13 protein-coding genes are annotated in these 12,616 nt (G+C 37.8%); 3 read left to right on the top strand and 10 right to left on the bottom strand.

Features of this window, described 5'->3' with window-relative positions; translation table 11 throughout:
- Nucleotides 1-146: 146 nt before the first annotated feature.
- The 8 genes from UGRO018_RS16635 to UGRO018_RS16670 all read right to left on the bottom strand — a co-directional run bounded on the left by UGRO018_RS16635 (nucleotide 147) and on the right by UGRO018_RS16670 (nucleotide 9,576).
- Nucleotides 147-1,052, bottom strand: coding sequence for an ROK family protein (locus UGRO018_RS16635; protein WP_416327634.1), 906 nt, complete (start codon nucleotides 1,050-1,052; stop codon nucleotides 147-149).
- Complete coding sequence (locus UGRO018_RS16640) at nucleotides 1,049-2,479, bottom strand: 6-phospho-beta-glucosidase (protein ID WP_416327635.1); 1,431 nt, start codon at nucleotides 2,477-2,479, stop codon at nucleotides 1,049-1,051. The genes UGRO018_RS16635 and UGRO018_RS16640 overlap by 4 nt, the downstream gene beginning before the upstream one ends.
- A gap of 16 nt (nucleotides 2,480-2,495) precedes the next feature.
- Nucleotides 2,496-3,065, bottom strand: coding sequence for an RDD family protein (locus tag UGRO018_RS16645; protein WP_416327636.1), 570 nt, complete (start codon nucleotides 3,063-3,065; stop codon nucleotides 2,496-2,498).
- 21 nt (nucleotides 3,066-3,086) lie between these two features.
- Nucleotides 3,087-4,466 carry a PTS sugar transporter subunit IIC gene (locus tag UGRO018_RS16650; protein WP_416327637.1) on the bottom strand — a complete coding sequence of 460 codons (1,380 nt, stop codon included), beginning with the start codon at nucleotides 4,464-4,466 and terminating at the stop codon, nucleotides 3,087-3,089.
- Nucleotides 4,467-4,642: 176 nt separating this feature from the next.
- Nucleotides 4,643-5,365, bottom strand: a complete 723-nt coding sequence (locus UGRO018_RS16655; protein ID WP_416327638.1) for a MurR/RpiR family transcriptional regulator — start codon at nucleotides 5,363-5,365, stop codon at nucleotides 4,643-4,645.
- Between the two features lies 1 nt (nucleotide 5,366).
- Nucleotides 5,367-6,119 (bottom strand): SDR family NAD(P)-dependent oxidoreductase, encoded by a 753-nt coding sequence (locus tag UGRO018_RS16660; RefSeq protein ID WP_416327639.1) that lies wholly within the window; start codon nucleotides 6,117-6,119, stop codon nucleotides 5,367-5,369.
- Between the two features lie 20 nt (nucleotides 6,120-6,139).
- On the bottom strand, nucleotides 6,140-7,480 hold the full coding sequence (mgtE, locus tag UGRO018_RS16665) for a magnesium transporter (RefSeq protein WP_416327640.1): 1,341 nt from the start codon (nucleotides 7,478-7,480) through the stop codon (nucleotides 6,140-6,142).
- Between the two features lie 161 nt (nucleotides 7,481-7,641).
- On the bottom strand, nucleotides 7,642-9,576 hold the full coding sequence (locus UGRO018_RS16670) for an AAA family ATPase (RefSeq protein WP_416327641.1): 1,935 nt from the start codon (nucleotides 9,574-9,576) through the stop codon (nucleotides 7,642-7,644).
- Nucleotides 9,577-9,715: 139 nt separating this feature from the next.
- On the opposite strand from UGRO018_RS16670, the gene UGRO018_RS16675 reads away from it, so the two are divergent.
- Nucleotides 9,716-10,063 (top strand): SHOCT domain-containing protein, encoded by a 348-nt coding sequence (locus tag UGRO018_RS16675; protein ID WP_416327642.1) that lies wholly within the window; start codon nucleotides 9,716-9,718, stop codon nucleotides 10,061-10,063.
- Between the two features lie 28 nt (nucleotides 10,064-10,091).
- Here the strand turns inward: UGRO018_RS16675 and UGRO018_RS16680 are convergent, their stop codons facing one another.
- Nucleotides 10,092-10,301 carry a hypothetical protein gene (locus tag UGRO018_RS16680; RefSeq protein ID WP_416327643.1) on the bottom strand — a complete coding sequence of 70 codons (210 nt, stop codon included), beginning with the start codon at nucleotides 10,299-10,301 and terminating at the stop codon, nucleotides 10,092-10,094.
- A 35-nt stretch (nucleotides 10,302-10,336) separates the two neighbouring features.
- The gene (locus UGRO018_RS16685) at nucleotides 10,337-11,578 is read right to left on the bottom strand and encodes a DNA polymerase Y family protein (protein WP_416327644.1); all 1,242 of its coding nucleotides are present in this window, start codon (nucleotides 11,576-11,578) and stop codon (nucleotides 10,337-10,339) included.
- A 156-nt stretch (nucleotides 11,579-11,734) separates the two neighbouring features.
- Between UGRO018_RS16685 and UGRO018_RS16690 the strand changes: the two genes are divergently transcribed.
- Nucleotides 11,735-12,319 (top strand): LexA family protein, encoded by a 585-nt coding sequence (locus tag UGRO018_RS16690; RefSeq protein ID WP_416327645.1) that lies wholly within the window; start codon nucleotides 11,735-11,737, stop codon nucleotides 12,317-12,319.
- Between the two features lie 52 nt (nucleotides 12,320-12,371).
- Complete coding sequence (locus UGRO018_RS16695) at nucleotides 12,372-12,599, top strand: hypothetical protein (protein WP_416327646.1); 228 nt, start codon at nucleotides 12,372-12,374, stop codon at nucleotides 12,597-12,599.
- The last annotated feature ends 17 nt before the right edge of the window (nucleotides 12,600-12,616 follow it).

The following is a 12,616-nucleotide window of genomic DNA, read 5'->3' on the forward strand; positions in this document are numbered from 1 at the left end:
TCTACAAAATGTTTATAGATTTTGATGTTTTAATCTTGTTAAAATGATAATGATAATATATAATAAAAGCTAACCAAGAAGGCAGTGATAACACTGCACAGAAAAGGAGTAAGCGCCAACTTACTCTTTTTTTTTCGTAATTTATATTAAAAATATTTATTTAAAAGAGAAATATTCTCTATTATAAACTGATAATAAGCTCCAATCAAATTCGCATCGTTACGGAATTGACAAGCAATGATTTGTGGCATAACAACAGGTTCATCTACACAGATTTGTTCAAAACTTTCTTGGATACATTCAATCAAAAGATCTTGTGCGGATATACCTCCTCCAATAGCGATTTTCTCAGCATCATAAATCGCCTGAATATTGAACAACTGTAACGCAATGCGATCACTAAACTCATGAATCGCTGCCAAAGCCCGTTCATTTCCTGCATGGGCAAGAGCGAATATTTCTTCTCCACTCATTGGCATATCACTTTGTAAATGCTTCTGTGCAGTTTCCAATAGCCCTTGAATACCGTTGATTCTCCACCAATTGGCTTTATCACCTCGGGTTATCTTATAATCCAAATGCAAGGATGAAACTTCCCCTGAACAAAAATGTTTTCCTTGATGTACCTTACCATCCTTAATCAAACATCCTCCGATTCCGGTTCCTAAAATAATCACAATGGCATCCTCTACCCCTTGTAAAGCTCCATATCCTACTTCCGCTATCCCAGCACACTTTGCATCATTACCAATCCAAACCGGACAATGAAACAACTGAGATACTTCCTTTGCGAACGCACGATTTTTTAGGTACCGTAGTGCCCCAGCGGTATACGCATACCCATGCTCACTGTCAATGACACCGGGCATACTGATTGCGATACCTCCTACCCCTTTCCCATATCCTTCATAAATCTCTTTGAAACAGTCAAACAATGCATCCATATCACTTAACGGGGTTTCTCGTTTGCCTCTTTCTATGATTTCTCTTTGCTCATTCATGACGGCAATCTTAATACTACTCCCCCCGATATCTAATACTAATACGTTCATGAAAGATCTTCTCCGTTGCTTGCTATCACTTTTTGATACCAATAAAAAGAATCTTTACGAGATCGTTTCAGACTACCGCTTCCATCATCCTGTTTATCTACATAAATAAAACCATAGCGCTTGCTCATCTGTCCGGTACTTGCAGCGACTAAATCAATACATCCCCAAGGCGTATATCCCATTAGATCAACACCATCTTCTTCTACCGCTTTTTTCATTTGTATGATATGTTTACGTAAATATTCTATACGATAATGATCATGAATTTCTCCGTTTGCTTCTAGCTTATCATATGCTCCCAACCCGTTTTCCACAATAAACAATGGAAGATGATAATGATCGGTAAACCAATTCAATGCATAACGTAAACCAACAGGGTCAACCTGCCATCCCCAATCACTTGCTTCTACATAAGGATTTTTTACTAGATCATGCATTTCATCATAATCAAAACTTTCATTCTCCGATTTGTGTTTGATCGCAAAGGACATGTAATAAGAGAAACCGATATAATCCACACATCCTTCTTTTAATAACGCCAGATCCTCAGCAGTTACATCCATTTGATACTGCTTTCTTTCCCAAAGCTTTGTGATATTCACAGGATAACTTCCGAATACATGAACATCTGTATAGTAATAACGTTTTTCCATCGCTTTATGTGCCATTAAGATATCTTCCGGTGAACAGGAATAAGGATATATCGGACACATTGCAATCATACATCCGATCTCGAACTTTGGATTGATGCTTTTCGCAAGTTTAATTGCCTTGGCACTTGCGACCAATTCATAATGAGAAGCCTGATACATTAGCTGTTCCTTGTTATCGGATGCTTGATAAATGATACCGGAATCACCGTAAATGCTACCTTCACTATGATAATTCGCTTGGTTGTTGATTTCATTAAACGTCATCCAATAGGTTACCTTATTTTGATAACGCTCAAAACAGGTTTTCGCAAATTTCACAAAATAATCAATCAGTTTACGGTCTCTCCACCCTCCGTATTTCTGTGTTAAATAATAAGGCATTTCAAAATGACTTAATGTGATAACCGGTTCTATGCCATATTTCAGGCATTCATCGAACATATCATCATAAAACTGTAATCCTTCTTCATTAGGTTCCTCTTCCATACCTGTTGGATATATTCTTGTCCACGCAATGGATGTACGAAAACACTTAAATCCCATTTCCGCAAACATCGCAATATCTTCTTTATAATGATGATAAAAATCAATGGCATCATGATTAGGATAATATTCTCCTTCTATGATTCCTTCTGTGATTCTTCGAGGCTTATCTTTTGTTCCTGCGGTGGATACATCCATGATGCTGATGCCTTTCCCATTGACATCATAAGCCCCTTCTAATTGATGAGCTGCGACAGCTCCACCCCATAAAAAATCTTTTCTCATACTCATTTGCTACACCTCATTTCTAAACGGATTCTACCGTTGTTTTCGCAATGAAATCATGGATCGCACATCTTCGTTTTGTAAACAAACAACAAGCGATGCTTACTATCGTCAATATATAATGTAAGGTTGTGATCATTTCCAGCATGCTATCACTTCCATAACAAATGATTTGATAAATCAATGGAGAGATGGTATATACACTTCCCTCTATTAAGATGATCGCAATCAATTGACGAAGAACCAATGTTTTCAATGTTACTTCTTGTTTTCCTTTTTCTTTGATTCTTAGCTTCATGATCTTCTTTCCTATCGTTTGCCCATGAAGACGGTAAGGTAAGACGATATAATATAGACATGCTATCAAGAGGGATGCCAATAAGGTCATACATGCTGTAGAGAATGGCAATGTCCGTAAATCCAATATGGTATTTTGTTGTGGAAAGAATTGATAATAGGCCATAGATACAGGAAGTGAGACCAGTATACTTCCCAAATACCAATCGATCGCAAATGCGATAAATCGTCTGATATGAGATGCGCTTGTGAGTGATACTGGTGATTCTTTTCTTTGTAATGGTATACTGATCATATGGTTCATCCTTCCTTATCTTTATAAACTTACATCATCTAATGATAGATCATCTTCTTCTTTTTTTAATTTTTCTGCGGCTTTTTGATTTGCGAGAGCGGCTGCTTTTACGAATGGTAAATAGATGATCGTACTGACACCAACACATAGGATACCAATCAATAAGGATAAGTAATTGGTGCCGCCTGAACCTAAGAATGGAATTAAGAATCCCGGTGTTGTCCAGCCTACATCTACAGAAACAGGTGGTATGATTTCAAAGACTGCGACACATAAATAACCGATAATATTACAAATCACTGGTGCCAGTATAAATGGAATGACATAAATCGGGTTCATTACGATCGGAAGACCGAAAATCAAAGGTTCATTGATATTGAATAGTCCTGGTGCAGTCGCTAATTTAGCAATCTGGAATTGTTGTTGGTCTTTTCTTGCGACCAAATAAATCGCAATGATCATACCAAGGGTTGCTCCTGATCCACCTGTATTTCCAAAGGCATCATTGATACCGCCCCATGTAATCGGAAAAGGTGTACCTATGGTTGTTCCATGGGCTCCATAATAGGCTAGATTGTCAATTCCTTGTTGTGCAAACATAACGGTACGCAAAGCACTCAACGTATTAGGACCATGGATTCCTAGAACCCATAAGAATTGTTGTACAACTGCGAAGATCAATATCGTAAAGATATTCCCACCTAAAGATGCAAATGGCGCTTGGATCGCATTATAGATCACATATTGGATACCACCTTCACTTAGATAATTAAATAAATAATTGATCAAAGAAGAACCCATCAAAATGATGATGATTGGTATCAATAGATTAAAGGATTGCGCAACAGCCGGTGGTACTGCATCCGGCATCTTGATCGCAAGGCGTTTATTTTTCTGAAGTGCTGTTAGAAATTCACCTACCAGAAGTCCTACCAACAATGCAACAAATAGCCCTTGTGCTCCCATAAAGTTCATAGGTAACGTATTACCAACCTGGTCAACATTCACATAGTTTGGATATACGATAAAATATGTTCCTATGGCGGTTACTCCGGATAAGACCTGATCTCCTTTCTTTTCTCCTGCCAATTTATATGCAGTTAAGAATACAATCAGAATAGACATGATATTGGCAGTACCGTTTAATACCGGTGATAACACTGCCTGAAAGTCTGATAAATTCGGTATAAGATCTCCCAGATGTAGAATTTTTGCGATAAAGCCATCGGGTGATAAGATCGCATAATTGATCAATGTGATAATTGATCCTGCCAATGTTAGTGGGAATGCTAAGGTGAACGCATCACGCACAGCAGCAACATGTCGTTGTGCATTTAGTTTTGCAGCAAACGGAACTAAGGTAGCTTCCATTTTTTCCTGCATGGTTTCCATTACACTCATGTAAAGTTTCCTCCTCGTATGTTTTTTTTGTTTGGCCAAACAATGCAAAGAGTATTTGTTTCATACTTCCTTGACATCGTTATTATAAAGGAACACGCCCAACATTGAAAGGGTTTACAGGTATGAAAAAACAGGACAACATGCCCTGTTAATTGTATCTTATTTGTAACACTGTGTTACATGTCTTGTTTTCTATGTAACAATTCCTTTGCGATAGCTTCAATTAGATAAACTGCTGGTATCTGTGAGGAAAAATCACACGATGGTTGAATAGCTCGATATTGCAAATGATAAGCTATGGTCAGATCGCACATTTTCGAAACAGCACCCTTTGCACTTGTCGTTACACATAGCAGTGGACAGCCTTGTTGATGATAACCTTGTAGTTGTTGAATCAGCTCAGGAGTTTCACCTGATACGCTCAATACGATCACAACAGGTTTTCCTTTTACACAAACCGTATGATAAAACGGATCATCTTGACATAACGCAAAGGTTCCGGCATTACTAAATACTCTTGCGCCATAATGTGCAATACCACCTGAATTTCCAATACCCGCAAAGATCACCATATCGCTATCCTCAATGATATCAGCGGCTTCTTGAATCTGTTCCATATAATAGGGAGAATCTAATTTTGTAATACAATCGATAATTTCCTTGGTTTCTCCTAATGCCACCGTTTCTTCCGTTTCTTGTTTACACCAATATTTGAATTCCTGATAACTTTCTAAGCCCAGTTTTTTCACAAAACGCAATACCGTAGCAGTTGATACCTCGCATGCCGAAGCAAGCTCTCTGATTCTCATATAGCCAGCCTTTTCTTTATTCGCCTCAACATATCGGTAAACTTGAAGTTCCTTATCTTGAAAGCTTTGTATCAATTCTTTTTGTTCCATATCAATGATTCTTTCTATGTTGGATATGATAACTGCATTCCATTAAAACAGCATTGGGTAACCATCTTGTACAGGCATAGCTTAGCTTCATCAATACCCCCGGTATGATCATAAAGCGTTGCTTGAACATACCTTCGATTGCGATAGCCGCAATTTCTTCACTGGATGTTCCTTCCATCAAAAAATGAACGTTGGCGACTTGATCAAACTCTGTTTTCACAGGACCCGGGCAAAGTGTTGACACAGATACATGACTTCCACTTTTCTTTAGTTCTTTATAAACTGCCATACTTAAATGAAGTACATAACTTTTCGTCGCATAGTAGGTTGCCATCAAAGGCCCCGGTAAAAACGCCGCAGAACTTGCGACATTCAAGATATAACCGGAATCTCTTTTTTTAAAATCTTTCAAGAACAGTTTCGTTAATATATGTACCGCTGTGATATTCGTATCGATCATTTCAAGCTCTTTTGTAAGCTTTGTTTCATCAAAGCTACCATAATCACCAAAACCTGCGTTATTGATGACGATATCAAGTTCTTCTGATTGTAGACGTTGATGTAATAAGATACAATTTTCTTTTTTCGATACATCTAATACGATGACAGTTACCGGCACCTTCAATTCTTTCTTCAACTCATATAAACGTTGAGACCTTCTCGCAACCAGAAAAAGCTCTACTCCCATATTCGCAAGAAGTCGAGCCATATCCCTACCGATACCACTGCTTGCTCCTGTAATCAATGCCTTCATACACACACCTCCCATTATTCTTATAAAATCATCGGTAATACCATGGTTGCCAATCCAAGAAACAGAAAGAATCCCATGACATCGGTAACAGTTGTCACAAATACTCCACTTGCCAAAGCAGGATCCACATGAAATTTTTCTAAAATAACCGGGATGAAATAACCTGCGAAATTGGCTAAGATCATATTTAAGAACATCGCAATACCGGTGACCATACCAAATACCGGATTGCTTTCCATCCACATAGCGCCAATTGCTACAATACCACCTATGACAACACCACTCAAGATGCCTACACCGATTTCCTTTAATAAGATCTTAATTGCGTTTTCTTTGGTAAGTTGTCCTAAGGATAACCCACGCACCACAATGGTCAAGGATTGGGTACCTGCATTACCTCCCATCCCCGTAACGATCGGCATAATGGTTGCCAATGCGACCACTTTAGAAATCGTTGCTTCAAACATGCTTACCGTTGCTGCCGCTAGCACCGCAGTAAATAAATTAACGATCAGCCAAGGAATACGTGAGGAAAAAGATTCCTTTAATGTAGAATCCACACGTTCCTCTGAATTAACACCACCTAAATGATGGATATCCTCTGTATTTTCTTCTTGGATAACATCCATGATATCATCAAATTCAATGACCCCTAACATACGATGTTCTTCATCTACGACCGGCATCAGAATAAAGCCATACTTTTCAAAAGTATGTGCAACCTGTTCCTGATCCTCATCATAACGAAGTGAAATGACATTAGGATTGGTAATGGAAAGCATGGGCGTATCAAATGAGCTTGTGACAATATCTCGCAAAGAAACCACGCCCTTTAAAACATTCTCTTTATCTACGACATATAAATAATAGGTAGTTTCTTCATCTGTATTTTTCTGTAGAAATTCCAAGGTATCTTTTACTGTGTTCTTCGCAAAAATACGAATATATTCAGTTTTCATGATACCCCCAGCCGTATCCGGTTCAAATTCTAACAGCTTTTTAACATCATCTCGATCTTCACGATCCATTTTATTTAATACTTCATCAGCCTCTGCTTCTTCCAATTCTCCGATCAAGTCCGTGATTTCATCACTGCTCATTTCTTCTAGAATATGCTTCTGACGAGTATCGGAAAACTGCTTTAATAAAGCATACTTATCTTCATCCTCTTCTTCCTCTACGATATCGGCTAAGATATCATCAGGCAGACGATTTAAAATTGCTGTTGCATGCTGTGGTTCTTCATGGATCAAATCCAGAATGTCTACAGGATGAATGGTATCAATGGTATCTCTTACATCTTTTTCTGTTCCATGCAACAGCAATTCTAACAAATTATCTTTTGTGATCTGTCTTTTCATAAATGTCCTCCTATTTCATAGAAAGGACCATGTCACCTAAGAAATGGTGGCAAATGATCCTTATGTTCCAGTTCTTTGTTATCAGGGGTTCAGGTTTCATTTTACCACCACACTTTCCAGTGTCATTGTATCATAATTTGCTTTGAAATAACAGCTAGCCATCAGGCTTTCACAATCTTTTTCTTGATGTTTCTTGTGACATCTTTTAAGGAAGCACTGCTTTCCGCAACCTCCATAATGGCGTGCTCATCCAAGGATTGATTCCATTTTTTTAACAGATGTTTGACAACCTCAATTCGCTGTGTCTTATTCAGATCCTCAAACAGAAAAATCTCATCTAAAACCGATAAGAATGATTTTCCCAGTTGCTGTTCTAACTGATGAAAATGACTCGTCTGATGTTGTTCTACCGTTAGATGAATACCCTCTTTCATAGGAAATACACCTGTCATAATAACAATACAATGACGTAAGGTCGCCTTATTGGTTTCATATTCTAATTGGCCTTTTTCCAATGATTGACGAAGATACTGTAACTTTGCTTCATTTGCCATATGAAGATTTCGAATATGAAGGATCCCATAAGGATTTCTTCGTATTCCTGCAATCATATGAAGCAAGCTACCCTCCATATTTGCCATATCCAATTCCATGATTTCCTGATCATTAAAATAAATACGATTAAATTCCTTTAATAGCGTATGTTTTCCCACGCCATCATTTCCTACAAACAACCAGACCCCAAGGGGACGTTGCGATAACACACCTTGCTCGATCCATTCTAATTGATGAAGCAACTTTGTGATCACAGCCTGTTGACCGATCAATCGCTCCTTTAATTGTGTCTTCACTTCCACAAGACGGTTCTTAGAAGCAATCGGAATATTCGTTAATTTCTCTACAACCTCTTTGATCATATCCTCACTAACCATCTTCTTCTGCCTTTGTTTGGCATCTACACAAGCAAGATCCAAAACATCGATTGCTTTATCCGGAAATTTACGTGCCGGCATATAATAATCACAATAATCCACAATTTTTCTTAACATCTTCTCTTGAATCTCTACATGATGAAAACTTTCATATTCTTTTCGTTTTGCTTTCATCATACGAAAGGCTTCCTCTTTTTTTGGCTCCTTGATGATGATGGTCTGAAAACGACGCTCTAAGGCACGATCCTTTTCAATATACTTCTCATATTCCTCAAATGTGGTTGCGCCAATACAACGAATTTCGCCTCTTGCAAGATAGGGCTTTAAAACACTGGAAACATCAATACTACCTTCACTCTTTCCGGCCCCTATCATCTGATGAATCTCATCGATAAACAAAATCACATTCGGATACTTTTTCAAAAGCTTAATCATATTTTGAAGTTTTTCTTCAAAGTCTCCACGATATTTTGTCCCTGCGACCAAGGAATTTAAATGAAGTTCATAGATGATACATCCTTGAAGTGCCTCAACCTCTTGCGCTTGAATCTGATTCGCAAGCTTTTCCACAAGTGCTGTTTTTCCTACACCGGGCTCTCCAATAAGCAAAGGATTTGCTTTATCCTTCCTAGATAAAATACTGATCATAAAAGAAAGCTCTTGTTCTCTTCCTGTGATATCCGCATTGTTACCACAGGTATTTAAATTTCTAAGCTCATTCACTTTATCCAATTCGTTTATTTCCCCATGCTCTAGTTGACTTAACACCTCTGTTTCCTCCATATCATAACGATGCAAAATCTCAATTGCGACACAAGCAGGCGTTTGTAAAAGCGAAATACTTAAGCTATTCACATCAATAGAGGTCATCGATTTTTTTTCAGATAAATGCTTTGCACGTTCCATGATATCTTCTACGACTTGTGTAATGGCGATTTCCTCTACATCTTGATCCTTTAAGCCAAATAAGACCATCAAATCTTCCTTCAATTGAAAATAAAACATACCGTTCATCGATAAGATCTTTGACAACGGTGCACTGGTATCTTTCAAAACAGCAAGTAAAACATGCTCACTGCCAATATAATTGTTTCCCATATCCTTTGCTTCTTTACGTGCATCTTTCATAATATTGGAAACCTGTTTATTCAGGCGATAATCCATATCATCACTCCCATCAGTATTATCTTATGCTTTTTGATACAAGCTTTTGTTAGTATGTCCATTTTCTTTTTTCGCATGCAATTATGCATTGCATTTCTTTTCTTCACCACTTATAATGAAGAAAAAGGAGGAAGTCATGATGCGTAAAGATATTAGAGTGAAACCCGGAAGAGCACAATCTGCGATCGGTATGATCGTTGGTATCGTCTTTGTCCTCATAGGACTATGTTTCGTCATTCCTCAAATGGGATTATTCGGTATCCTTTGGACCCTCATCGCAGTCGCAATTACAATCATCAATGCCATCAATGTATTCAGTGAAAAAGGAGTTGCGACTTCAAGAATCGAAGTAGATGATTGGAAAAGAGAAACAAGCTCTTCATCTGTAGAAGAACGACTCAAAAAAGCAGAAGATCTTTATCAAAAGGGAATGATTACCAAAGAGGAATACGATCAAAAGCGAAAGGATATCCTTAACGATATCTAAAAGAAAAAGCAGTTCATTACTGCTTTTCTTATGGCTTTGTACTTTCAATAAACCATCGATTACGCTCATAAAACAGATTTCGCACATTCCCTTGAATCCTACATTCATATAAGATCCCACAGCCTCCTACCTCACTGACTGCCTTTCTTACCTTTAGGATACGATCAATAGGATATTGCACACCATTATCCCATACCAATACCTTTGGTATCATACCACCGTTTTTATCTATCCACACAATGACATCTACATATTTTTTATATCGTCTCATGATCAGAAAAAGGATACCGGATAAATAATGTGATCATGCTTTGGATCAAAACCGGTAAGCTCTTTATCCAAAGCCATACTACATCTTCTCGCTTTTTGATAACCGAATTTCTCACGTATCTCATCCATGGTTTCCTCTAATATTCGCTTTTTCGCTTGTTCTTTTTCATCTTCAAACATATTCAACTGATGATAGCCGTGAATAGACTCTAATGCACTAACAGAAACACCGATGGTACGAAGTGGCATGCGAAAGTCATAATGTTTCTGAAGCAAATCTAATACAACAGGCATGATATCCGAAACAAGGTTACTAGCCTGTGTGATTTTTCTTTGTCTCGTAAAACTGATCAAATCCTTGTTTCTTAATGATATGGAAATTACCCTACCTTTTAACCCCGCTTCTTTTAATCTGGATGCGACAGATTCCACAAGCACATAATAAACAAGCTTTGCGTCCTGAAAATCACAAATATCTTTAGGTGCTGTAATTGCATTCCCAATTGATTTTATCGGCTCTTGATAAAACGTATCCGCAACTTGAGATGAATCCTCCCCATTCGCAAACAGATGAAGGATCTCACCTACCTTACCAAAATGATCACTCATCCACCCTTGTGGTAATCGTGCCAAATCTCCTATCGTTTCTATTTGATAAGCCTTCAGCTTTTGAGCAGTAGCTCTTCCCACATAAAGCAAATCACTTACCAGAAGAGGCCATACTTTACTTTTATAATTTTCCTTTGTGATTTCCACAAGCCCTAAATGCTTCACCATATCACTACCTAGCTTCGCAAAGATCTTATTGTAACTGATGCCAATGGATATCGTCAAACCCAACTCTTCTAACACACGCTTTTGAATCTGTCTTGCAATTTCTTTTCCACTTCCAAACATAGATATTGACTCGCTTACATCCACCCAAGCTTCATCTAAACCAAACGATTCCACCTTATCGCTATATTCTCGATAGATGTCCTTCACCTGTTCTGTATAATACAAATAATCACCATAATTGGGATGTATGATCTTAAGATCAGGACATTTTGCATAAGCTTCTCTTAACGATTCTCCTGTGCGAATCTGATATTGTTTCGCAATGTCGTTTTTTGCCAGAATGATACCATGACGTTTTTCCTCAAAGCCTCCGATTGCCATAGGAATCTTACGTAACATTGGATATTTCATTTCTTCAATCTGTGCATAACAGTGATTGATATCACTATGTAGTATCATACGTTCCATGATCATCCCTCCTGCCGTTAATTATACGTTTCACGTTCCATTTTTCAATGGAAATTGGAACATTCACAAGATTTACCAGAAGGCCTTGGTAGTTATTTCCTTTCGTTGTAAGCGAGATTTCACTATGCTATACTCAAATCAAAGGAAGGTGAAATCATGCAACTGAATGAGTTGATTCGTTACTATAGAAGCCTTCACGGTTGGAGTTTAGAAGCCATCGGTGATTATGTAGGTGTATCCAAATCTACCATTAAGCGATGGGAAGATGGAGAAAGCAAACATATCCCAAAAGCAAGATTACAAAAACTCTCTGAGCTATTCGGGATCGATATGAGTGCGAGTATGCATGGTCAAATCAAACCTATTTTAGGCTATGTAAAAGCCGGATATGATCTATTTGCACAAGAGCATATTTTAGGTTATAAAGAGGTCAGTAGTAAAGAAGCTCGCCAAGGGGATTATTATTTAAAAGTAACAGGAGATAGTATGAGTGGCTCAAGAATTCATGATGGAGATCTTGTTTATGTCAAACAATGTAAAGATGTTGATCATGGTGATATTGCCATCGTCCTATTAGATGGACAAGAGATCACTGTAAAAAAAATCATAAAAAAAGAAGACACTTTGATCCTCATGGCAACCAATCCGGCTTATGAGCCTAAGGTCTATACAAAACAAGATTTAGAAGAACAACGCATCCAAGTCATCGGGAAAGTAGTTCACGTAAAATTATATTTTTAGGTATGAAGTTACAAAAAGTGTCCATCCTTTGAATAACATAAGGAGGAGAGCTATGTACGCAATCAGAAGCAAAAAAACAAATCGTTGGTTTAGAGGAGTTGATCCATCCGTTGGAAAAGGAAGTTCCCATCATATTTTATTAGATGAAGAAATTCCAACCTTATTTAAAACAAAGGAAAGTGCTCGCATAGAGTTATTAAGTGATAGCCTGAGTATGAAGAATTTTGACATTATTGAGGTATCTCTTATTGTGAATGAATCAACCTTATCATTATCCTAAAGAAAAGAGATGCATCT

It is taken from the genome of Hoskinsella mucinilytica (assembly GCF_045223415.1).
In the GTDB taxonomy this organism is placed as follows: domain Bacteria; phylum Bacillota_I; class Bacilli_A; order Erysipelotrichales; family Erysipelotrichaceae; genus Hoskinsella; species Hoskinsella mucinilytica.